Annotated in this window: 20 protein-coding genes; 10 read left to right on the forward strand and 10 right to left on the reverse strand. The window is 67.2% G+C overall.

What is annotated here, in order from left to right; genetic code table 11:
- The first annotated feature begins 40 nt into the window (after window positions 1-40).
- A complete protein-coding gene (locus tag CVO77_RS13530; protein ID WP_105999483.1) occupies window positions 41-529 on the forward strand; it encodes an RNA polymerase sigma factor in 489 nt (162 codons plus the stop codon).
- Complete coding sequence (locus tag CVO77_RS13535; protein ID WP_105999484.1) at window positions 526-1221, forward strand: anti-sigma factor family protein; 696 nt, start codon at window positions 526-528, stop codon at window positions 1219-1221. The genes CVO77_RS13530 and CVO77_RS13535 overlap by 4 nt, the downstream gene beginning before the upstream one ends.
- A gap of 22 nt (window positions 1222-1243) precedes the next feature.
- On the opposite strand, the gene CVO77_RS13540 is transcribed toward CVO77_RS13535, so the two are convergent.
- A complete protein-coding gene (locus CVO77_RS13540) occupies window positions 1244-2710 on the reverse strand; it encodes an amidohydrolase family protein (protein ID WP_105999485.1) in 1467 nt (488 codons plus the stop codon).
- A gap of 360 nt (window positions 2711-3070) precedes the next feature.
- On the opposite strand from CVO77_RS13540, the gene CVO77_RS13545 reads away from it, so the two are divergent.
- Complete coding sequence (locus tag CVO77_RS13545) at window positions 3071-5452, forward strand: TonB-dependent receptor plug domain-containing protein (RefSeq protein WP_106000833.1); 2382 nt, start codon at window positions 3071-3073, stop codon at window positions 5450-5452.
- Between the two features lie 27 nt (window positions 5453-5479).
- On the opposite strand, the gene CVO77_RS13550 is transcribed toward CVO77_RS13545, so the two are convergent.
- From CVO77_RS13550 to CVO77_RS13560, 3 genes are read right to left on the reverse strand one after another with little or no spacing between them, the layout of a single operon-like run.
- Complete coding sequence (locus tag CVO77_RS13550; protein ID WP_105999486.1) at window positions 5480-6298, reverse strand: FkbM family methyltransferase; 819 nt, start codon at window positions 6296-6298, stop codon at window positions 5480-5482.
- Window positions 6295-7446, reverse strand: a complete 1152-nt coding sequence (locus CVO77_RS13555; RefSeq protein ID WP_192878826.1) for a hypothetical protein — start codon at window positions 7444-7446, stop codon at window positions 6295-6297. Before CVO77_RS13555 ends, CVO77_RS13550 begins: the two co-directional genes overlap by 4 nt.
- A gap of 4 nt (window positions 7447-7450) precedes the next feature.
- Window positions 7451-8176, reverse strand: a complete 726-nt coding sequence (locus CVO77_RS13560; protein WP_105999488.1) for an HAD family hydrolase — start codon at window positions 8174-8176, stop codon at window positions 7451-7453.
- 124 nt (window positions 8177-8300) lie between these two features.
- Here CVO77_RS13560 and CVO77_RS13565 point away from each other — a divergent pair, with 124 nt between their 5' ends.
- Window positions 8301-8978 carry a response regulator transcription factor gene (locus CVO77_RS13565; protein ID WP_105999489.1) on the forward strand — a complete coding sequence of 226 codons (678 nt, stop codon included), beginning with the start codon at window positions 8301-8303 and terminating at the stop codon, window positions 8976-8978.
- A gap of 14 nt (window positions 8979-8992) precedes the next feature.
- The gene (locus tag CVO77_RS13570) at window positions 8993-10342 is read left to right on the forward strand and encodes a sensor histidine kinase (protein ID WP_158258070.1); all 1350 of its coding nucleotides are present in this window, start codon (window positions 8993-8995) and stop codon (window positions 10340-10342) included.
- Window positions 10343-10382: 40 nt separating this feature from the next.
- Here CVO77_RS13570 and CVO77_RS13575 read toward each other — a convergent pair whose 3' ends face one another.
- The 3 genes from CVO77_RS13575 to CVO77_RS13585 all read right to left on the reverse strand — a co-directional run bounded on the left by CVO77_RS13575 (window position 10383) and on the right by CVO77_RS13585 (window position 13348).
- Window positions 10383-11105 carry a hypothetical protein gene (locus tag CVO77_RS13575; protein WP_242445942.1) on the reverse strand — a complete coding sequence of 241 codons (723 nt, stop codon included), beginning with the start codon at window positions 11103-11105 and terminating at the stop codon, window positions 10383-10385.
- A gap of 9 nt (window positions 11106-11114) precedes the next feature.
- Window positions 11115-12326, reverse strand: coding sequence for a toxic anion resistance protein (locus CVO77_RS13580; RefSeq protein WP_105999492.1), 1212 nt, complete (start codon window positions 12324-12326; stop codon window positions 11115-11117).
- A gap of 62 nt (window positions 12327-12388) precedes the next feature.
- A complete protein-coding gene (locus CVO77_RS13585; RefSeq protein ID WP_105999493.1) occupies window positions 12389-13348 on the reverse strand; it encodes a bile acid:sodium symporter family protein in 960 nt (319 codons plus the stop codon).
- A gap of 251 nt (window positions 13349-13599) precedes the next feature.
- Here CVO77_RS13585 and typA point away from each other — a divergent pair, with 251 nt between their 5' ends.
- Both typA and CVO77_RS13595 read left to right on the forward strand, forming a co-directional pair.
- Complete coding sequence (gene typA / locus CVO77_RS13590; protein WP_105999494.1) at window positions 13600-15444, forward strand: translational GTPase TypA; 1845 nt, start codon at window positions 13600-13602, stop codon at window positions 15442-15444.
- A gap of 152 nt (window positions 15445-15596) precedes the next feature.
- Window positions 15597-16142, forward strand: a complete 546-nt coding sequence (locus tag CVO77_RS13595) for a pseudouridine synthase (RefSeq protein WP_105999495.1) — start codon at window positions 15597-15599, stop codon at window positions 16140-16142.
- A 63-nt stretch (window positions 16143-16205) separates the two neighbouring features.
- On the opposite strand, the gene CVO77_RS13600 is transcribed toward CVO77_RS13595, so the two are convergent.
- On the reverse strand, window positions 16206-16544 hold the full coding sequence (locus CVO77_RS13600; RefSeq protein WP_106000834.1) for a YciI family protein: 339 nt from the start codon (window positions 16542-16544) through the stop codon (window positions 16206-16208).
- Window positions 16545-16762: 218 nt separating this feature from the next.
- Here CVO77_RS13600 and CVO77_RS13605 point away from each other — a divergent pair, with 218 nt between their 5' ends.
- From CVO77_RS13605 to CVO77_RS13615, 3 genes are all read left to right on the forward strand, one after another.
- Window positions 16763-17323, forward strand: coding sequence for a peroxiredoxin (locus tag CVO77_RS13605; protein WP_105999496.1), 561 nt, complete (start codon window positions 16763-16765; stop codon window positions 17321-17323).
- A 209-nt stretch (window positions 17324-17532) separates the two neighbouring features.
- The gene (locus CVO77_RS13610) at window positions 17533-17997 is read left to right on the forward strand and encodes a hemerythrin domain-containing protein (RefSeq protein WP_105999497.1); all 465 of its coding nucleotides are present in this window, start codon (window positions 17533-17535) and stop codon (window positions 17995-17997) included.
- A 99-nt stretch (window positions 17998-18096) separates the two neighbouring features.
- The gene (locus CVO77_RS13615; protein WP_105999498.1) at window positions 18097-18363 is read left to right on the forward strand and encodes a DUF3297 family protein; all 267 of its coding nucleotides are present in this window, start codon (window positions 18097-18099) and stop codon (window positions 18361-18363) included.
- 56 nt (window positions 18364-18419) lie between these two features.
- Here the strand turns inward: CVO77_RS13615 and CVO77_RS13620 are convergent, their stop codons facing one another.
- Window positions 18420-18980 (reverse strand): CHAP domain-containing protein, encoded by a 561-nt coding sequence (locus tag CVO77_RS13620; protein WP_105999499.1) that lies wholly within the window; start codon window positions 18978-18980, stop codon window positions 18420-18422.
- Between the two features lie 204 nt (window positions 18981-19184).
- Window positions 19185-21539: a putative bifunctional diguanylate cyclase/phosphodiesterase gene (locus CVO77_RS13625; protein WP_105999500.1), complete on the reverse strand. Its 2355-nt coding sequence runs from the start codon at window positions 21537-21539 to the stop codon at window positions 19185-19187.
- Window positions 21540-21572 lie beyond the last annotated feature (33 nt).

Consider the following 21572-nt stretch of genomic DNA (forward strand, 5'->3'; position numbering starts at 1 on the left):
AAGGCTGTCGTTTCTTCCTCGGACAATCGAAAAGGCGACAATGCGCTTTGAAGAGGAACTGGTCGAGCTGCTGCCCCGTCTGCGCCGTTTCGCGCGCGGGCTGGCGCAGGGCGCCAGCGACGCCGACGACCTGTGCCAGGCGGCGATCGAACGCGCCCTGAAATCGCGCGAACAATGGCAAGATGGAACGAGACTGGACAGTTGGATGTACCGCATCACCCGCAATCTCTGGATCGACGAGCGCCGCGCGGCCGGTCGGCGCGGCATTCACACGCCGATCGACGAGGCCGCGACGCAGGTCGCGGGCGACGGCGCCGCCGAGGTCGAGGCGGGAGCGCTGCGCGGCGATGTCGATGGCGCGATGGCCCGGCTTCCCGACGAGCAGCGCGAGGTGGTGATGCTCGTTCTGGTCGAAGGCTATGCCTATCGCGAGGCGGCCGAGATTCTGGAGGTGCCGATCGGCACCGTCACCTCACGTCTGGCGCGCGGCCGGGAGACGCTGATGCATTTGCTGGGAGAGGCGGCATGAGCTTCGACCTCGCCACCATCGCCGCCTTTGTCGATGGCGAACTCGACGATCTGACCGCGCGCCGGATCGAGCGCGAGGCCGAGAGCGATCCGGCGCTGGCGGCAGAGATCGCGCGGCACCGCGCGCTGAAGGCAGAACTGACGGCGCATTTCGCGCCGGCCCTGCAAGAAGCGGTTCCCGACAGGCTCCGGATGTTGCTCGTCGACAGCAAGGTCGATACCAGCCTTGCTGGCCGCCGCGACGCGAAATCCGCTCGCTTTGCACCGATCCATTGGGGCGCGATCGCGGCGTCGCTGGCGCTGGGACTGGCGATCGGCCTGAAGCCGTGGCTGCCCGCGGCCGACGTGACCAGTGCGAACGGCACGCTGGTCGCCTCGGGTCCGCTTGCCCGGGCCCTCGACACGCAGCTCGCCTCGAACCAGTCCGCCGATGCCGAGGTGCGGATCGGCCTGAGTTTTCGAGATAAGCGGGGCCGCTATTGCCGCAGCTTCGAGGGGGCCGCGCTTTCCGGCATCGGATGCCGCGACGGGGATCGCTGGGCGCTCGAACGCGCGCTGCGCGGGAATGTCAAAAGAGACTATCGACAGGCCTCCTCGGGCGCGCTGGCGACCGACGTGGCGGCGATGCTGGCGGGCGACCCCTTCGACGCCGCCGCGGAACGCGCCGCGCGCGACCGGGGCTGGTCCAACTGACGTCGCTCGGTCCGTCCGTCCGTCATTCGACCTTTCCCGCTGATCGGGATGCCTCGGCGTTCCACGCCGCGACCTTGGCGCGCGTGTCGGCGAGCATCGTGTCGAGCGCCGCGCGGTCATAGGCGGTCCCGCGCACCACCACCACGCGGATCGCGCGCGTCGCGCCGATGTCGGCGAGCGGATTGCGGTCGAGCAGCACGAGGTCGGCCGTCTTGCCCGCCTCGACCGCGCCATAATGATCGAGCTTGCCGAACCAGGCCGGGCCGGCGCGGGTTGCCGTGGCGAGGGCCTGTGCGGGGGTCAGCCCCTTGTCGACGAAGATCGCGAGTTCCTGGTGCAGCGCGATGCCGGGGTAGTTGAACGAATTGAGGAAGCCCGCGTCGGTGCCGGCCATGATCGTGACGCCGGCGGCCTGCAGCATCGGCAGCACCGACGCCTCATGCTCATATTCGGCGTGGCGCGCGGCGATCGCGGCGGCGTCGGCCTTGGCGGCGCGCTCGACGCGCCACGCATAGGTCGCGCGCAGGCCCGGCCCGATCAGGCCGAGATAATCGTCCGACGTGTGATCGTCCTGGTCGAGATAGGCGATGACGCGGCTGCCGTTCAGCGTCGGCGTGACGTACACGCCCTTCGCGGCGAGCTTGCGATAGGCGGCAGTCGCGGTATCGGGGTCGAAACCCGCGTCGAGCCGGCGATAGGCCTCGGCCCGGTCGATGCGCCCGGCGGCGAAGTCGGCGGCGATCGCCGCTTCGCCCTTCACCCCCGCCTTATAGGCATAGCCGATATGCTCGATCGAACTGATCCCGGCATCGACCGCCTGATCGACGGTGAGCGCGAGCGGGATATGGCCCGAAACGCGCAGGCCCGCGGCGCGGACCTTGCCGATCGCATAGAGGAACAGGTCGGGCTTCATCGTGCTGTCGGTGATCTTGACGAAATCGACGCCGAGGCCCTTGAGCTTCGTCACCGCCGCATCGACATCGGCCTTTGACCCCGTTTCGATCGTGCCCTTCCAGACCGGCTTGATGCCTTCGATCTTGGGGCCTGAACTCAGCAGCGTCGGGCCGAACAGTCTGCCGCTCGCAATCTCGCCGCGCCATGCCAGCACCTCGTCCGGCAGATCGCCCGAGGCGTCGCGCACCGTCGTGATGCCGTGCGCGATATAGAGCGGCAGCAGCGCCTTATTCTCCTCGACCAGCGCCGGGCCGCCGCCGAAATGGACGTGCATGTCCCACAGACCAGGGATGAGGAAGCGCTGGCCGCCGTCGATCGTGCGCCCGGCGGTCCATGCCTTGGCGATGTCGGCATCGCCGCCGACCGCGACGATCGCGTCGCCCCTGGTCGCGACCGCCTGATCGGGGATCAGCCGCGCGCCCGCGACATCGACGATGGTCGCGTGGCGGATCAGCAGGTCGGCCCGCTCCTTCGCACCGGCGGGTAGCGGCAGCAGGGCAAGCGCCGCGAGCAGGACGGACACCAGTTTGTTCATGCGTCGATTCCCGATTGTTGAACGGTCCGCGCAGGATAGGGCCATCGCGCATCATTCTTCAACGAGATGTTCAGGGCCGCGGTCCGGTCGTCGCTGCGTTGTGGAGAATGGAACTGGCGGCCGCCCGGTCCGGCCCCGCTTCCGGCCCCGATATTGTTTCGGCGCCCGGCTGCGCGCCGCGCATTCGAAAACCCGCGATTCGTTGGAAAATGAAGATTTTCTTCCGTTTCAATAGGAAATCTTCTTCGCGTACGGCCGCGATGCTCTGTTACTGACGGAACGAAGCGCTTGGCCGCGCGCACCCCGGGCGAGCCGATCGGTCGCCGGGGGCCGATCATATAGCAAACAGGAGGACTCATGATGATCCATTTCCGCACCCTCGCGACCAGCGCCATCGCTCTCGCGGCGATCGCCGCCTTTCCCGCGCAGGCGCAGGATGCGCCTGACGCGGCCGATACCGCGGGCAATGGCGACGATATCATCGTCACCGGTACGCGCGCGGCCGGGCGGTCGCGGCTCGACTCGCCGGCGCCGGTCGATGTGCTGAGCGGCGAGACGCTGCGCCGCCAGGGGTCGACCGAGGTCGGGCAAGCGCTGGCGACCGTCGCGCCGTCGATCGACTTCAAGCGGTCGTCGGCGGTCGACGGCACCGATGCGATCCGCCCCGCGACGCTGCGCGGCCTTTCGCCCGACCAGACGCTGGTGCTGATCAACGGCACCCGCGCCCACACCTCGGCGCTGCTCAACGTCAACGGCAGCGTCGGGCGCGGCTCGGCGGCGGTCGACCTCAACACCATCCCCACCGTGGCGCTCGACCGCATCGAGGTGCTGCGTGACGGCGCGTCGGCGCAATATGGTTCGGACGCGATCGCGGGCGTCATCAACCTGCGGCTGCGCGAAGCCCGCGAAGGCGGCGGCGTGTCGGCGACCTATGGCATCTATGCCACCGACATCGACACCGCGCGCGGCCATCGCAGCGTCACCGGCGAACCTGTCCTTACCGTGTCGGGCTGGCAGGGTATCGGCTTCGGCAACGACGGCTATCTCACCATCTCGGGCGAATATGTCGACCGCAAGCCGACGAGCCGCGGCGATTTCGACCCGCGCGTGACCCCGAGCCGCGTCACCAGCCGCTTCGGCGACCCCGAAGTCGAGCAGGCGACGGTCTTCGCCAACGCCGGGGTCAATGTCACCGAGGCTTTGCAGCTCTATGGCTGGGTCGGCTATCAGGACCGCGACAGCAAGAGCGCGGCCTTTCCGCGCCTCGCCACCACGGCCGCCGCGAACGGCGTCGGCGGCATCTGGCCCGACGGCTTCCTGCCGCTGATCAACACCAAGTCGCGTAACCTGACGAGCGCGGTCGGGCTGCGCGGCGATGTCGGCGAATGGAATGTCGACCTGAACCTCAGCTATGGCCGCAACCGCATCGCCTTTCGCACGCTCAATTCGGCGAACTACAGCCTGGGCGCCAGCTCGCCGACCGAATTTTACGACGGCGCGGTCACCTATGACCAGTGGATCGGCGGCCTCGACGTGTCGCGCAAATTCGATATCTTCCACTCGCTGAACCTGGCCTTCGGCGCCGAGTGGCGGCGCGAGGGTTACAAGATCGCGGCGGGCGAACTCAATTCCTATACCGGCAGCGGCGCGCAGGGCTTCCCCGGCTTTTCCCCGGACAATGCGGTCGATGCGCACCGCCGCAACATCAGCGCTTATATCGACATCGAGGCCGAACTGACGTCGCGCTTCCTCGTCGCGGTCGCGGGCCGGGTCGAGGATTATTCGGACTTCGGCTCGACCGCCAACGGCAAGGTGTCGGCGCGCTTCGATGCGACCGACTGGTTCGCGCTGCGCGGCACCGCCTCGACCGGTTTCCGCGCGCCGTCGCTGCAACAGCAATATTATACCTCGATCACCTCGGTGGTGGTCGGCGGCGACGTCCTGCTCACCGGTCACTATCCGCCGACCAACGCCGTTGCGGTGGCGCTTGGCGGGCTGCCGCTCGAGCCCGAGAAATCGACCAACTTCTCGCTCGGCGGGGTGGTCCACAGCGGAGCGTTCAGCCTGACCGTCGACGCCTATCAGATCAAGCTCCGCAACCAGATCGCGCTGTCGGAAAATATCCGCGGCACCGGCGCTGTGGGCGATCCGATCAACGCGATCCTCGATCCGCTCGAAGTCCAGGCGGCGCGCTTCTTCATCAATGGCGTCCGCTCGACGACCAAGGGCATCGACGTCGTCGCCAATTACAAGGCACGGACCGAAAGTCTCGGCACGCTCGACTTCACGCTGGCGGCGAATTTCAACGACATCGACGTGACGCGGGTGCCGACCTCGACCTCGACGCTCGATCCGGCGCCGACGCTGCTCGGCCGCAACCGCATCCTGACGCTGGAGGAGGGCACGCCGCGCACGAAGATCACCGGGGCGATCGACTGGGCGGGCGACCTGCTCGGCGCGACGCTGCGCACGACCTATTATGGCGGGGTCAACCAGCCAGGGACCGCCGCCGACGGATCGGGTGATATATTGACCGGCAAGCATGTGATCACCGATCTCGAACTGCGCTATCAGCCCACCAAGGGCGCGCAGCTCGCGCTCGGTGCGAACAATCTGTTCGACGTCTATCCCGACGCGACACCCGCCGCACTCAACTCGACCGGCGTCGTCGGCTACCCCTATTATTCGCCTTTCGGCTTCAATGGCCGTTATCTCTACGCGCGGGTCGGCCTGACCTGGTAAGCGCGTCCGCGAACGACGGGTCCGGTTCTATTCGCGGGCCGGGCCCCAGTCGCCACGTTCGGCCAGCACGTCATAATGGCGGCCGATGCCGAAGCGGGTAAGGCGATCGAAACCCGCGCTGTCCAGGCGCCGCGCGATCGCCGCCGCATCGGTCCAGCGTTCGTCGATCTCATAGAAGATCGCGGCGATGCGGCCGAGGTGCGCCGACGCCATCAGCGCCTCGATCACCGCTTCCTCATGGCCTTCGACGTCGATCTTGACGATCAGCGGCCCTTTACCGCCGTTCAGCGTGCCGTCGATCAGCGTATCGACTCCGGATATGCCGAGGATGCGGATATCCTCGCCGTCGGCGGGTGCCGCGCCGCGCAGGCTGGCGGTTCCGCTGTGCGCGCGGTCGGTGGCGATACGCGCGTTTCCCGACTGGAGCGATACGGCGGCATGGACCGGCCGGACCGTCGCCTCCAGGCCGTTGAGCGCGATATTGTCGCGCAGCAGGGCAAAGGTCGCGGCGACGGGTTCGAAGGCGATCGCCGCCGCGCACCGCGGGTTCTGCGCGGCGAGCAGGCTGTAGAGTCCCTGGTTGGCGCCGATATCGACGAAGACGAAGGCGCGGTCCTGCGCGGCGAGATAGTCCGACAAAGCGCGGCCATAGGTCGCATAATAGCAATAGCGAAAGGTGCGGTCTTGCCAATTGGCGCGCATCCGCACGCCATAGCGCGACGTCACCGCCCCCGTCTCGCGGCGCAGCGGCAGCCGCGCGAGCAGGTTCGCCCGCAGCTTCGCCAGCGTCTTTCCGACGCCATAGCCCAGGAAAGCGGCAACGCGCGAAGCGGCGGCGGCGGTCATTGGCGGGCCATGAAGGCGAGGATCGCCTCGGCCGCCCGCTCGGACGAGGGGCGCTCCTGCAGGTCGAAGCTGTAGCGGAAGATGTCCTCCTGCCGCTCGCGCATCGCGGGCGTGAGGCCCGGCGGCTCGGCGAAGGCCGCGTCGAACTCGTCCATGCTGTCCAGAACCGTGCCGGCGCGCCAGTGGGCGAAGTCGGGATCGCCCTGCCATGCAAGGCCGCGCGGGTTGAGGAAGAAGCAGGGGCGCGGGCGGCGGATGAATTCATAGACCTGGCTGCTCGCGTCGCCGAGATAGATGTCGGCGGCGTCGGTGTAGGTCATGTCGAGGCTCGCGGCGCTGCCGGTGTCGATCAGCATATGGTCATGCTCATAATGGTCGGCGCGCGGCCCGAGGTTCCAGCCGAGCGCGAAGGGAGAGAGCGACGCGGTGACCCGCTTTCTGAACAGCATCACATGCGGCGCGAAGATGAGATTATACTGGTCGCTCCGGGCGAACCAGTCGAGGATCGCCGGCCCCATGCGATACCAGGACGACAGCGCGGGCGAGGGGTGCGGGTTGTAGAGGACGGTCGGCCGGTCCTTGGCGAAGAGGCGCGGATGGGCGGGCGCCGCGATGTCGAATTTGGGATAGCCGACGATCGCGTGGCCGTCCGCTTTCAGAAGATCGGCCTGCGCCAGCCGGTCGCGGATCTTCTCGCCCGACAGCAGCACGAGGTCGAATTTCCCGCTCGCCTTGTCAAAGCCGATCGCGCGGTCGCCCGCGCCGTGCCGCGTGTGGACGAGCTTCAGCGACTTGAGGCCGAACAGCGATTTCAGCAGCAGCGAGGTCTTTTCGGGGACGACGAGCGCGTCGAAGGTGCGGAAGCGGTCGAGATTGCGGCGGAGCGTCGAGATGATGTCGGCGGGAAGCGCGCGGCCGCTGGCGCGATTGGCGACGCGGGCGAGCGCCGACGGCGGGCGCAGCCGGATGATGTCGGGCGCGGCGCCGGGGACCGCCGCGGCCAGTCGGCGGACCTCGCCCTCGCAGCCCTCGGAGACCAGAATGCTGACCCGCGCATTGGTGCCGCCGCGCAGCAGCGCCAGCGCCACCGGCAACGCATGCGCGACCTGGTGCGCACCGTGGTGGTTGAAGAGGAACCCAATCCGCACCGCCTCACCGCCGCCAGTCGACAATCGGCCAGCCGCGCGCCGTGGCGACCTGGCGCAGCTTGGCCGACGGATTGACCGCGACCGCCTCGTCGGCGAAGGCGAGCATCGGCAGGTCCGAAACATGGTCCGAATAGAAACGGATATGCGCGCGGTCGCGGGCGATGCCGGCGACATCGAGAAAGGCCTCGACCCGATGGCGCTTGTCGCCACCATAGCAGTTCGCCGAGCCGATCGTCGGGGTCAGCCAGCCGTCGCGCCACGTCGAGGCGGTCGCGATCACGTCGGCGATCCCCAGCCGTCGTGCGAGGGCAGCGGTATAGAGATGCGGCGCGGCGGTTGCGATGACGATCCGGCGGCCGGCCGCGCGCTCGGCTTCGATCAGCGCGAGCCCCTGTGTGTAGAGGCCGCGCGCGACAAGGCGACGCGCGAAGCGGTCGGCCAGCCGCGCGGCGTCGCGCTCGGCCAGCCGCCGCCCGAGCGCGATGCGGTGCATCGCCTGCTTCATCGCGCGGCGCGGGACGAGCTTCAGCGCATAGAGCATCGCGACCGGAAGCAGCAGCGGGAGGAGCAGGAAACGCCACGGCGCGCGGGTCCAGATCGCAAAGAGCAGGAAGGGGGTGTAAGTAGGAAGGATGGTCAGCGTGCGATCGAGGTCGAAGACCGACAGCATCATCTTCGCCGGCACTGGGCGCGCCGCCGCATAGTCCGTCTGGCGTCTCGCCTCTGCCATCGCCTGCTCCTTCGCAGGCAGCAATGGCAGCGCTATCTGACGCCGGTATGACAACAGGATTTGATTTTCGACATGTTCGCGGGGCGGGTGGCGGCCGGGCGGCCGAGCCGGTATCGGGGGATATATGCATATCTTGGTGATCGAGGATGATGCCCGCGTCGCGGAGCATATCGGCAAGGGGCTGGCGGCCGCCGGGCATCTCGTCGAGATCGAAGGCGATGGCCGGTCCGGCCTGCTCCGCGCGGCGTCCGACAGCTATGACCTGATCGTCGTCGACCGTATGCTGCCGCAGGTCGATGGGCTGACGATCGTCCAGACGATCCGGGCGACCGGCGACACGACGCCGGTGCTGTTCCTGAGCGCGCTCGGCGAGGTCGACGAGCGCGTCGCGGGACTGCGTGCGGGCGGCGACGATTATCTGACCAAGCCCTTCGCCATGTCCGAGCTGCTCGCGCGCATCGATGTGCTGAGCCGTCGCGGCCCGGCCCTGTCGGCCGAGACCCGGCTTTGCGTCGGCGATCTCGACATCGACCTGCTCGGCCAGCAGGTGCGGCGGCAAGGGACGGTGATCGACCTGACCGCGCGCGAATTCCGCATCCTGACCTATCTGGCGCGCAATCAAGGCCGGGTCGTCACCCGGTCGATGCTGCTCGAACATGTGTGGGATTATCATTTCGATCCGCAGACCAACATCATCGACCAGCATGTCAGCCGCCTGCGGCAAAAGGTAGACAAGGGGTTCGGCCGGACGCTGATCCACACGGTGCGCGGCACCGGCTATGTGATGCGGGCGGGTGGATGAGGGGGCGCGGCACCATGCGCGGCGGCCTCTGGCACAGCCTGACCCTGCGCCTCGGGCTGATCTATGTCGGACTTTTCCTGGCCTCGACCGTGGCGCTGTTCGGCGCGGCCTATTGGATCGGGGTTTATCAGCCGCTGCTCGACGCCGCGGCAGGGGTGCGCGGCGAGGCGGCCGAGCTGGAGGCGATCGACCGCGGCGGTGGGCGCGATGCGCTGGTTCGTGCACTGCTGGTGCGGGAGAAGACGGGTCCAAAACGCCCCTTTCACGCGCTGATCGCGCCTGATGGAAAGACGGTGACCGCCAATTTGCCGAGCTGGCCCGAAACACCGGTCGCCGGTTGGGCCACGCTGGAGGCCGATGTCTATCAGGCGGGACAGGAACAGGATTATGAAGCGCTTGTCGTCGAGCGGCGGCTGAGCGACGGCGCGCGGCTGATCGTCGGACGCGATGTCGAGTCGATCGACGACCGCGACGAGCTTTATGCGATCGGATCGGTGTGGCTGATTCTCTTCGCGGCCCTGCTCGCGCTCGGCGGCAGCGTCGCGATGAGCCGCGCGGTCGGTCGGCGGATCGATGCGGTGACGCGGACCGCGCGGCGCGTGATGGCGGGAAATTTGACCGAGCGTATCCCGCTGCGCGGAACCGGCGACGACTTCGACGAACTCTCGGCGACGCTCAACCTGATGCTCGGGCGGATCGAGGAAGCCGTCGAATCGGTGCGCCGCGTATCCGACAATGTCGCGCACGAACTGCGGACGCCGCTGGCGCGCCTCCATGCCGATCTTGACGAACTGCGCGGTGCGGAGAGCGAAGACGAGCGCCAGCGGCTCACCGGGCAGGCGCTGGCGGAGGCCGGGCGGTTGCAGGCGATCTTCGATGCGCTGCTGCGCATCGCGCGTATCGAGAGCGGCCGGCATCTGAGCGGGATGCGGCGCATCGACCTGACGACGCTGCTCGCCGACGCGGTCGAGCTTCATACCCCCGATGCCGAGGCGCATGGGCAAAGGATCGAAAGCCGTATCGCGCCGGGACTGGCGCTGGATGCCGATCCGAACCTGCTGTTCCAGGCGATCTCGAACCTGCTCGACAATGCGGTCAAATATGGCGGCGAGGGCGCCGTCATCGCGGTGACGGCGCGCGGGACGGAGAGCGGGACCGAAATCGAGATAGTCGACAATGGCCCCGGCATCGCCGATGCCTGGCGCGACCGGGTGACCGAGCGCTTCTTTCGCGGACCCGATACGGCGGGGTTGCCCGGCACCGGGCTGGGCCTCGCGCTCGTGTCGGCGATCGTCGGGCTGCACAAATGGCGATTGGACATCGAGGACGCCCGACCCGGAACGCGGGTGCGGATTTGCTGCTGAGTTGCTGGTCCTCGCGCGCCGTTATTTCGGCATCCGGACCCTAAGCCGAGGGCGCGTCCTCGCCCTCCAGCCCCTGATATTTGAGCTGGAGGTAGCGTTCGCGCGTCGCGAGCTTGTCGAGGTCGCCCGCGGCGAGGCTGCGGGCCGCGTCGCCGATTTCGCGCTCGAGCATGGTGAGCCCGCCGACGAGCGTGTCGTCGGGGGTGCGTCCGGCATAGGCTTCCTTACGGAGTCCCGCGGGGATGCGCTGATAGCCCGCGACGAGTTCGGGCAGATCCTCGCCGACGAGCTTGCGGATGTTCGCGGCGGCGGGGCTCGCCGCGTCGAGCGTCTGGAGCTGCGGCGCGAGCAGGTCGAGCTGCACCCCGATGCCGTCGACGAGCTGGCGCGCGGGCGCGGGGAGCGCCGGGCGCTGCGCCTCGAGCCAGATTTCGGTGCGGCCGGCGAGCTGTTTCAGATCGGCCTTGGGCAGGTCGGCCTGGCGCGGCTCGGGAAAGGGCGGCCATTTGCCGAACAATAGCGCGACGCCGATCAGCAGCACGAACAGCGCGAGCAGCCCGGTGAAGCCGAGCGGCTTGATCAGCGCGCCGAACAGCGCCGCCCCGATCAGCACGATGCCGCCCGCGATCAGCACGCGCGCGAGCTTTTGATAAAGATGCTGGCGGCGCAGCGCGACGCTCTTCGTTCCGATCGGGCGCCGCCGCTCGCGCGACCGTTCGATCGCCGATGCCGCCGATAGCCGGACCTTGTCGACTTCGCTCATCGTCATCGCCTAGCCTTCGAGCGCGGCAAGCGGGCTGTCGGCACCGCCGACGCTTGCCTGCGCCTGGCTCGCGCCCTCGGCGCGCGCGATATAGCCCTTCGACTTGGCGACCTCGCCTTCGAGCGAGGTCACGGTCGTCTTCATCGTATCGAGCGCCTTCAGCTTGAAGGTGTCGATCGCGTCCATCGTGTCATAGATGTTCTGGAAGGCGCGGCTCAGCGTTTCCATCGGGATCGTGCTCGACGCCGCCTGTTCGTGGATGCGCGCGGTATTGTCCTTCAGCATCTTCGATGTGCCGTCGATGATGTTCGCGGTCGTGGTGTTGAGCGCGGTGATCTGTTCGAGCACCAGCTTCTGGTTCGTCATCGCCTGCGCGACGGTGATCGCGGTTTTCAGCGCGCCGACGGTCGTGGTGCTCGCGCGATCGACGCCCTTCACCAGCTCGACATTATTCTTCTTGACCAGATCGAGCGCGAGATAGCCCTGCACCGTTACCGCCATCTGCGTGAGCAGGTCCTGCGTGCGCTGGCGCGCGTAGAAGAGCGCATTTTCGCGCAGGATCTTGGCCTTGGCGGGGTCGCTGCCGTCGAGTTCGGTGGCTTTCGCCTCGAGCCGCTGGTCGAGCGTGCCGGCGATATGGATCATCTGTTCAAGCTTGCCCATCGATTCCCACATCTTGCGGCGTTCGACGTCGATGGCGGCATTGTCCATCAACAGCTCGTCCTTGCCGTTCGACAGGGCGGTCAGGATGCCGCCGATGTGCGTCTGGGCGCTGCGATATTGCGCGAAATAATTGTTGATCTTGCTGCCGAAGATCTTGTCCAGAAACCCGCGCTTCGACAGCAATTTGCCGTTCGCCGACGGGTCGAGCCGCTCGATGGTGGTGCGCAGTTCGATCAGGCTCTGCCCGATGTCGGTGTCGCGGTCCATCGCGCGGATCGGGCGGTCGAGGAAGCGGTTGCTGTGGCTCGCCGCCTCCAGCATTTCCTTGCGGCCCATATTGGTGATCTGGTCGACGCGCTTGCCGAATTCGGGTGAATTCTCGTCCTGCGCGACGAGGTCGTCGATGAAGCCGTCGACGCGCTCCTCGAGCTTCGATTTCTGCTCGCCCGACAGGGGGACGAGGCCGGCCGCCTTTTCGGGGGCTACCGCGGGCACGGGTTCGGGCGGCGTCAGCGTCAATTCTTCGATTGCGGTCGCCGTCGCGGTCTCTTCGCTCATTCCACTTCCTTCCAACCCCGTGCGATCGCCTATATGGCATGCGCATCTGTATTGTTCAAGCACTACACCTCTGCGCGGCGCGCCAGCCCCGGCGCGATCCAGGCGGAGATGACGAGCTGCGCCATATGATAGACGAGGATGGGCACGAGCACCACGCCCGCGGTCGCGGGGGGAAAGAGTGTCGCGGCGAGCGGCGCGCCGACGGCGATGCTCTTTTGCGCGCCGGCAAAGAGCAGGGTGATGCGCTCGGCATGGCGCAGGCGGAGCAGCCCGCCGAGCGCCCAGGCGCCGCAAAAGGCCAGGGCCAGCATGGCTGCGACGGCGGCAAAGGTGATGGCGATCTCGCCCGCGTCGAGCTGGTGCCAGATGCCGCCGACGACCGCTGCCGAAAAGGCGACATAGACCGCGATCGCGATCGAGGTGCGATCCATGAAGGTCGCCGCGCCGCGATGCGCGAGCACCCAGGGGCGCAACCAGCGCTGCACGACCTGGCCGGCGACGAAGGGCAGCAGCAATATCGCGACGATGCGCAGCGCCGCCGCGCCGTGAATCGCGCCGGCGCTGCCCGCGAGCGCGGCGAATAGCAGCGGCGAGGCGATCACGCCGATGAGGTTGAGCAGCGCCGCCGCGACGACGCTCGCCGCGACATTGCCGCCCGCCATGCTGCTTGCCGCGGTCGCCGACTGGACGGTCGAAGGCAGGATGCCGAGGAAGAGGAAGCCGAGCGCGAGCGCAGCGGGCAGGAAGGCCGCGGTCGCCACCTGCGCCGCCAGGCCGAGCAGTGCCATGACCACGAAGCAGAAGCCGAGGCCCGCGCCTTGCAGTTTCCAGTTGCGGATGCCGTGCAGCACTTCGTCGCGCGGCAGGCGTACGCCGTTGAGGAAAAAGAGCAGGATGATCGCCGCGGTCGATACTCCCTGCGCCACCGGCACCGCGGTGCCGCGCACCGGCAGCAGGCTGGCGAGCAGGATCGTCGCGAACAGGACCGGGACGAAGCGATCGGGAAAGATACGGGCAAGCATGGAGCGGTGCGATGGCGGGGCGCGGGGCGCTTGGCAAGCCCGTCGATCGACGCCCGAGATTCCAAAATCCCATCGTTCGACAGCGATGCGCGCGGCACCATGCGCGCATCGCGGCCGCCGAAATCGTGCGACTTGTCGCGCGGATTTCGTTATGAAGGTATCGGCAATTTTGTTGCGCCGCAGTAGGAAATTCGCTACGCGCGCGGCCAAATCGCGGCACGGCGCCGCGCTGCTCCCATAAGGTATTTTTGATGTCCCTGCGCAATATCGCCATCATCGCGCACGTCGATCATGGCAAGACCACTCTCGTCGACCAGCTTTTCCGCCAGTCGGGGACGTTCCGCGAGAATCAGCGTGTCGAGGAACGCGCGATGGATTCGGGCGACATCGAAAAGGAGCGCGGGATCACCATTCTCGCCAAATGCACCTCGGTCGAATGGGCGCCCAAGGGCCATGAGGGCGCGGACACGACGCGGATCAATATCGTCGACACGCCGGGTCACGCCGACTTCGGCGGCGAGGTCGAGCGCATTTTGTCGATGGTCGACGGTGTCATCCTGCTGGTCGATGCCGCCGAGGGGCCGATGCCGCAGACCAAGTTCGTGACCGGCAAGGCGCTCGCGCTGGGCCTGCGTCCGATCGTCGTCGTCAACAAGATCGACCGCAGCGATGCACGTCCCGCCGAGGTGCTCGACGAAGTGTTCGAACTGTTCCTGACCCTCGAAGCAAGCGACGAACAGCTTGATTTCCCGATCCTCTATGCCTCGGGCCGCCAGGGCTTTGCCTCGCCCGACCCCGAAGCGCGCGATGGCGACTTCACGCCAGTGTTCGAAACGATCGTCAGCCATGTGCCGGCGCCGGGCCTCGACGTCGACGGCCCCTTCACCTTCCTTGCCACCCTGCTCGACCGTGACAATTTCATCGGCCGCGTGCTGACCGGCCGTGTCCAGTCGGGGACGGTCAAGGTCAACCAGCCGATCCACGCGATCGACATGGACGGCAAGGTGATCGAGACCGGCCGCGCGTCGAAGCTGCTGGCGTTCCGCGGGCTCGACCGGGTTCCGGTCGAAGAGGCGCGCGCGGGCGACATCGTCGCGATCGCGGGCCTCGCGCACGCCACTGTCGCCAACACCGTCGCCGACATCAGCGTCAGCGAACCGATCGCCGCGCAGCCGATCGATCCGCCGACGCTGTCGATGCGCTTTGCCGTCAATGATTCGCCGATGGCGGGCCGCGAAGGCAGTAAGGTGACGAGCCGCATGATCCGCGACCGCCTGTTTCGCGAAGCCGAAACCAACGTCGCGATCCGCATCACCGAAAGCGCCGACAAGGACAGTTTCGAAGTCGCGGGCCGCGGCGAGCTTCAGCTCGGCGTGCTGATCGAGACGATGCGCCGCGAGGGCTTCGAACTCGGCATCAGCCGCCCGCGCGTCCTCTATGGCGAGGATGAGGCCGGCAAGCGCACCGAACCTTATGAAACCGTCGTCATCGACGTCGACGACGAACATAGCGGCACGGTCGTCGAGAAGATGCAGATCCGCAAGGCCGAGCTGACCGACATGCGCCCGTCGGGCGGCGGCAAGACGCGCATCACTTTCAGCGGCCCGTCGCGCGGTCTGATCGGCTATCATGGCGAATTCCTGTCGGACACGCGCGGCACCGGCATCATGAACCGACTGTTCGAGAAATATGGCCCGTACAAGGGCCAGATCGCGGGTCGCCAGAACGGCGTCCTGATCTCGAACGGCGCGGGCGAGGCGGTCGCCTATGCGCTCGGCCCGCTCGAAGAGCGCGGCATATTGTTCGTCTCGCCCGGCGAGGCGCTCTATGAAGGGATGATCATCGGCGAAAATGCGAAGCCCGACGACCTCGAGGTCAACCCGATGAAGTCGAAGCAGCTCACCAACTTCCGCTCGACCGGCAAGGACGACGCGATCCGCCTCACCCCGCCGCGCCGCATGACGCTCGAACAGGCGATCGCCTATATCGACGATGACGAGATGGTCGAGGTGACCCCGGCAAACATCCGCCTGCGCAAGGCGCTGCTCGACCCGCACGAGCGCAAGAAGGCGTCGCGCAAGAAGGAAGCGGCGTAATCGTTCTTTCGCGACGAAATCAATCGTGTGTCCCCGCGAAGGCGGGGACCCATCACCGGACCGCGCAAAATCGCACCGGCAGGAGATGGACCCCCGCCTTCGCTGGGGAACACAAAGGTTTAGCTCAAACAGCTTGATCGGGAGTCCAAGCATTGTCCCGGTTGATCCTGTTCAACAAACCCTACGGCGTCCTGTCGCAGTTCACCGATCGCGGCACGCCGGAGGCGCGCGCCACGCTGTCCGCCTATATCGATGCTCCCGGCGTCTATCCGGCCGGGCGGCTCGACCGCGATAGCGAGGGCCTGCTGCTCCTGACCGACGATGGCGCGCTGCAGGCGCGGATTTCGTCGCCCAGGCACAAGGTGCCGAAAACCTACCTCGTGCAGGTCGAGGGCGAACCCGACGCGGCGAGCCTCGATCGGCTACGCGCCGGGGTCGCGCTGAACGACGGCATGACGCGCCCCGCCGCCGCCCGCCGCATCGACCCGCCGCCGCTGTGGCCGCGCGACCCGCCGGTGCGATACCGCAAGAGCGTCCCCGACTGCTGGCTCGAACTGACGATCACCGAAGGCCGCAACCGCCAGGTGCGCCGGATGACCGCCGCGGTCGGCCATCCGACGCTGCGACTGGTGCGCTGGCGGGTCGGCGAGTGGGCGCTCGGCGATCTGGCGCCTGGGTTGTGGCGCGACCTCGGCTGAGGGGGAAATAGGGACGGTCCCTATTTTTCCGTCGACAGCGATTCGATCTGATCGCTTTCGGCCCTAGCTCGCCGGGTCGTACAGGAACGCGCGAAGCTCCTGCGAACATCGGCAGGCCGCGGCGATCTTCCTCGCCCATTCGACCGCCTCTTCGCGGGTCGGCAAGTCCAGCACCGCGAAGCCGCCATCGAGCCGGCTGCCGCGATAGATTTGCGTGGACACCGCCCCATCGGCGGAAACCAGCACGGGCTCGACCTGTTCGTCTATTCCCCCGCCGAACACATAGACGCCGGCGGCCTTGGCGTCCTCGATCACCGCGTGCGCGGCGGCGTCAACAATCGGCAGTTCCTCGTCGGTCAGCGCCATGGCTTCGTTCGGAAAGGAGATGAGATATTTGGTCATGTCCTGATGATGCATCGCAGAATCGAAGGCGGCAAGGGAGCGATTGCGGGCCGGGCGCCGCCGGGTCCCTTATCCCCCGCGTCCGCTGCACGTAGACGCCGCCATCATTTTCCATCATCTTGAGGCCCCGGCCGCGCATTTTGCCGCGTGTCGCGAACAGGGAGGTGGAGGGTGCCCAGCCGGGCCCCGCCTCCCTTGTTCGAGGTGGAGGAACGCAGATGAAAATCCTGGTGAAGATCGCAATGTCGCTTGGCTTAGGCCTGTCGCTGGCCGTGCTTCCGGCGCAGGGCATCGCGGCGCTCCGGCAGGGCGCGAAGGCGCCCGACTTCACGCTGAACGCCGCGCAGGGCGGCAAGCCCTTCACCCTGTCCTTGCAGCAGACGCTGAAGAAAGGGCCGGTCGTGCTCTATTTCTTCCCCGCCGCCTTTACTCCCGGCTGCACGGTGGAAGCCCATTTGTTCGCCGAGGCAACCGGCGACTTCAACCGGCTGGGTGCGCGTGTGGTGGGCGTAACCGCGGGCAACATCGATCGCGTCGCCGAATTTTCCAAGTCGGAATGCCGCGACAAATTCGCCGTCGCAGCCGATCCGGGCGCGAAGGTCGCGGCGAAATATGACACCGCCATGCCAGGGCCGAACAAGATGATGATCTCCAACCGGACGTCGTTCGTCATCGCCCCCGACGGGACCATCCTGCTCAGCTACACCGATCGCAACCCGCAGGCGCACATCGAAAAGACGTTGGCGGCGGTTCGCGCGTGGAAGGCCAGGCACCGCTGATCGGGGCGTATCGAACGGCTATTTGAAAGCAGAGGTTTATCGCGGCGCCGGCCGAGGCAGAATCGGGTGGCCGGAGTCGCCAGCCGGCTCATCCGATCGCGCCGCGCTGCGCCGGCGGCAATGCTGTCGGACGGCGGTGGTTAACGCTCTTTTCATGCGGTTCGTCTAGGCGGGGAGGACAGGGGCCTCTTGTGTTTTCGGGGGGTGCCATGCCCAGGATAAGCGAAATCGCGCGGCTGCGCGCCGAGCATGCCGCGCTCGTGACGCTAGCCTCCTTCCTGACGAAGATGATCGCCGCGCCGCATCCACCGCGCGCCACCGAGCTTGCGGCGGTGCGCGGCCTGTTGCGCGATACGCTGACCTGCCATCTCAAATGCGAGGATTGGGCGCTCTATCCGCGGTTGAAGGCAAAGGGCGATCCCGACCTCATCGGGCTGGCGAATGCGTTCGTGGGCGAGATGGGGCATATCGCGGCCGATTTCGCGGCCTATGACGCGCGCTGGACGGCCGAGGCCGTCGAAGCCCGCTGGTCCGATTTTCGCGCGGAAACAGCGGACATGCTAAGCGCGCTGGCGATGCGGATCGAACGCGAGGATAAGGATCTTTATCCCGCCGCCGAACGACTCGCGGCGGCGGGACAGACCCTCCCGCGCCGCGCGCGCAGTCCCACCTGACCGCGCCCGCCCGTCACGTCGGCGGATGCCGGGTGCACCGGCGCTTGATTTGGCGCCGCGTCTCGCCTAGCGGCGACGGCCAGAACCGGAGATTAGCAGATGACCGACACGCCCCCCGACCATTTGTCGACCAACCCGCGCTCGCCCCATTTCGACATGGAGGTGCTGCAGCGCGGCATCGGCATCCGCTTCAAGGGCAAGGACCGCACCGACGTCGAGGAATATTCGATCTCGGAAGGCTGGATCCGCGTCGCCGCGGGCAAGTCGAAGGACCGTTTCGGCCAGCCGATGACGATCAAGCTGTCGGGCGAGGTCGAGGCGTGGTTCGAGGATGGCGCCGAGGACAGCGAGACGTCGGAAGACTGATTCTTCTCTCCTCCCGCGTGCGGGCGGGGAGAACAGCTTATCAATCGTGGGTGGGTTCAGCGCAGCGACGCGGCGACGAGGTCGAGGCCGTTGCCCGGCTTCCAGTCGTTCTGCGCCCACACCGGATCTTCGAACGCCTTGTGGCTGCCGCCGGCCCCGTGATCGTCGCCGGCATAGATGAAGCCCTGCACCGGGTTGGCGCGCAGGCCGAGGTCGCCGATCGGTGCGTACCAGACGCGGACCAGGCTCCAGTCGCCCTTGTCGCTGACGTCGACGACGCGGACGTTGCGCTCGATCTGGCCTCGGCGGCCGTTGATCGGCGACCAATTGGCATGGTCGATCAGGATTTCGCGGTCGCTGATGATCTTCTTGACCACCGCGACATGGCCGAGTGGCATGCCGCGAGTGCCGGCGAACGCCATGACGGCGCCCTTGCGGGGTTCCTGGCCGCGGTCATATTCGCCCGCCGCCTGCGCCCACCAGGTCTTGGCATTGCCGCGGATCTCGACGCCCGATTCGGCGCGGGCGAAGGGGACGCACTGGAGCGCGGCGGCCGGGACACTGGCGAGCAACGAGGCGCACAGGGCGAACGCACCCAGAAAGCGGCGGTTGAGCATGGAAGGCGACCCCTTTGGCTTGTCTTCAAGCGTTGCAGCGTCTTTGCCGCAGCCTTGGAGTGTCACCAACTCTCTAGCGGTGAATCGCGCCGATGATGCGGTGAGTGGGGGAACCTTTTGTTAAGCTGTTCGATCCGTCGCGCGAGGGCTTCGGGTCGTCGAGAATCCCCGTCGCCCTCGCCTTCGTGAGGGCGACGTCATCTATCACGCCGCGGCGCTCGCCGCCGGTTCGGGCGGACGGAACAGCATCATGACGTCGCTCGCGGGCATCGGGCGGCCGTAATAATAGCCCTGGATGTTGCTGCAGCCGAGCGAGCGGAGCGTATCGACCTCGATCTCGGTTTCCGCCCCTTCCGCGGTCGTCGACATGCCGAGGCTGTCGGCGAGCGCGACGACGGCGCGGATGATCGCGATCGATTCGATGCTGCCCTTCGCCGCGCCGACGACGAAGCTGCGGTCGACCTTGATCGTCGAAAATTGCGTCTTCCTGAGATAGCCGAGCGACGAATAGCCGGTGCCGAAATCGTCGAGGCTGAGGCGGATACCGAGCCCGATCAACTGGTCGAGCAATTGCGCCGCGCCGCCGCCGTCGCGCAGGAACACGCTTTCGGTCACCTCGATCTCGAGCCGTTGCGGCGTCAGCCCGCTCTGCGCGAGCGCCGAGACGACGACCGAGGCAAAGGCGGGGTCGGTGAGCTGTTCGGCCGAAACATTGACCGCGACCTTGAGGTTCGACGGCCATTTCATCGCCTCGTGGCACGCGGTGCGCAGCACCCATTCGCCGATCGGCGAGATGAGGCGGCTGTCTTCGGCGAGCGGGATGAAGCGGCCGGGCGAAACGTTGCCGAGCGTCTTGTTGTGCCAGCGGATCAGCGCCTCGAAGCCGTTGAGCGTGCCGTCGGCGGCGGTGACCACCGGCTGATAGTAAAGCTCGAACTCGCCGCGATCGAGCGCGCCGCGCAGCTCCTGCTCCATCACCCGCCGCTCCTCGGCCTGGGCGTGGAGCGAGGCGACATAGGCGGCGACGACATTGCCGCCCTTGTCCTTGGACTTGTAGAGCGCAAGGTCGGCGTTGCGGGTCAGCGTTTCGACCGTCGAGCCGTCCTGCGGGCCGATCGCATAGCCGATGCTGGCGCCGACGAAGAGCTGGTGATTGTCGACGACATAGGGGCGGCTGATCGCGGCGATGATCCGCTTCGCAAGATCTTCGGCCTCGCTCGCCGCCGGGACATTGTGGAGCACGACCGCGAATTCGTCGCCGCCCAGGCGGCCGCAGGTCATGCCGCGTTCCATCAGGCCTTTCAGGCGCGCGGCGACTTGCGCGAGCAGCTTGTCGCCGGTCGGATGGCCAAGCGTATCATTGACCGCCTTGAAGCGATCGAGATCGATCATCAGCATCGCGCAGCGCGACTTCGCCTCGATCGCCTGGGTCAGCGCGCGGGCCAGGTCCTCGTGCAGGCTGAGGCGGTTGGGGAGGCCGGTCAGATTGTCGAAACGCGCCATCCGGGCGATCTGTTCGGCGGTCGCATGCTGTTCGGTCACGTCGGAGCCGACGCCGCGAAAGCCCAGGAACTTGCCGGTTTCGTCGAGGCGCGGCGAGGCCGACAATTCCCACCAGCGCGGCTTGCCGCCGATCGTCACCGGGACGATCAGGTTCGAGAAGCTCTCGCGCCGCTTCATCCGCTCGGCCATGGTGTGCAGATTCTTGGGGAACTGGCCCGTCTCCCACGCATCGCCCGACAGCGCCTGGAGCAGCGGCACACCCTCGAGCGCCTCGGCGGTGCCGCCAAGCGCAAAAGCGAGGCGCGGCGAGACATGGACCAGGCGGCGGGCGTTGTCGGTCTGCCACAGCCAGTCGGCCGAAGTTTCCTCGAACTCGCGGAGCAGCAGGCTGACCGTCTCGGTCTTTTCGTGCAGCGTCTCCTCGGCGCGGCGAAAGCGGACGTGATTCTGGGCGAAACGCACGCAGAAGCCGGAGAGCAGCAGCCCGGCGGCGATCGCCACCGCGGCGAGCTGCGGCGTCCCGGCGAGCGTGAGCGCGAGCGCCGCCGACAGGCTGACCGGCGCGATATACAGGATGCACACCGACGGCAGGCTGTGCGCGATCATCGCGAGCGTCAGCATCATCAGCAGCGTGATCGCCCAGGTCGCGAGCGCATGATCGGCGCCGGGCACCGGCCCTTGCAGCCAGAACGGCACGATCCAGAGCAGCGCTGCATAAAAGGCGTGGCGGTTGCACAGGGCAAATTCGGCGGGACTCGTCGCGCGCGCCTCGCCCAGCGGGCGGACGATGAAGGATCGATAGGACCAGAGGCAGAAGATCAGCGCGCAGGTCAGCCAGCCGGTGACGAGCGCCCAGGCGACGTGCGATACCATGCTGAAGGCGGCGAGCAGCACCATCGCTACCCCCGCCCACAGGCGCAGCTTGCCCTTGCCATGGAGCGGGGCGAGCTGAAGCTGGCGGAGGTTTCCGATGTCCTGGCGGCGCGACCCCAGCCCCAGCAGGGTTCGCACCGAAACATCGTCGGCATCCATATGGTCGGTCAACAGGCTCTTCACGAAAGCCCGTTTAGCGCCCCGGGGTTACCCGAA

Source organism: Sphingopyxis lindanitolerans, assembly GCF_002993885.1.
GTDB lineage: Bacteria > Pseudomonadota > Alphaproteobacteria > Sphingomonadales > Sphingomonadaceae > Sphingopyxis > Sphingopyxis lindanitolerans.

Coding starts and splice junctions, on each gene's coding strand:
- CVO77_RS13585 (WP_105999493.1), bottom strand. CDS start 13,348: ATGCTTGCCCGTATCTTTCCCGATCGCTTCGTCCCGGTCCTGTTCGCG.
- typA (WP_105999494.1), top strand. CDS start 13,600: ATGTCCCTGCGCAATATCGCCATCATCGCGCACGTCGATCATGGCAAG.
- CVO77_RS13620 (WP_105999499.1), bottom strand. CDS start 18,980: ATGCTCAACCGCCGCTTTCTGGGTGCGTTCGCCCTGTGCGCCTCGTTG.
- CVO77_RS13550 (WP_105999486.1), bottom strand. CDS start 6,298: ATGACCGCCGCCGCCGCTTCGCGCGTTGCCGCTTTCCTGGGCTATGGC.
- CVO77_RS13615 (WP_105999498.1), top strand. CDS start 18,097: ATGACCGACACGCCCCCCGACCATTTGTCGACCAACCCGCGCTCGCCC.
- CVO77_RS13600 (WP_106000834.1), bottom strand. CDS start 16,544: ATGACCAAATATCTCATCTCCTTTCCGAACGAAGCCATGGCGCTGACC.
- CVO77_RS13535 (WP_105999484.1), top strand. CDS start 526: ATGAGCTTCGACCTCGCCACCATCGCCGCCTTTGTCGATGGCGAACTC.
- CVO77_RS13530 (WP_105999483.1), top strand. CDS start 41: ATGCGCTTTGAAGAGGAACTGGTCGAGCTGCTGCCCCGTCTGCGCCGT.
- CVO77_RS13540 (WP_105999485.1), bottom strand. CDS start 2,710: ATGAACAAACTGGTGTCCGTCCTGCTCGCGGCGCTTGCCCTGCTGCCG.
- CVO77_RS13560 (WP_105999488.1), bottom strand. CDS start 8,176: ATGGCAGAGGCGAGACGCCAGACGGACTATGCGGCGGCGCGCCCAGTG.
- CVO77_RS13610 (WP_105999497.1), top strand. CDS start 17,533: ATGCCCAGGATAAGCGAAATCGCGCGGCTGCGCGCCGAGCATGCCGCG.
- CVO77_RS13605 (WP_105999496.1), top strand. CDS start 16,763: ATGAAAATCCTGGTGAAGATCGCAATGTCGCTTGGCTTAGGCCTGTCG.
- CVO77_RS13580 (WP_105999492.1), bottom strand. CDS start 12,326: ATGAGCGAAGAGACCGCGACGGCGACCGCAATCGAAGAATTGACGCTG.
- CVO77_RS13545 (WP_106000833.1), top strand. CDS start 3,071: ATGATCCATTTCCGCACCCTCGCGACCAGCGCCATCGCTCTCGCGGCG.
- CVO77_RS13570 (WP_158258070.1), top strand. CDS start 8,993: ATGCGCGGCGGCCTCTGGCACAGCCTGACCCTGCGCCTCGGGCTGATC.
- CVO77_RS13575 (WP_242445942.1), bottom strand. CDS start 11,105: ATGAGCGAAGTCGACAAGGTCCGGCTATCGGCGGCATCGGCGATCGAA.
- CVO77_RS13565 (WP_105999489.1), top strand. CDS start 8,301: ATGCATATCTTGGTGATCGAGGATGATGCCCGCGTCGCGGAGCATATC.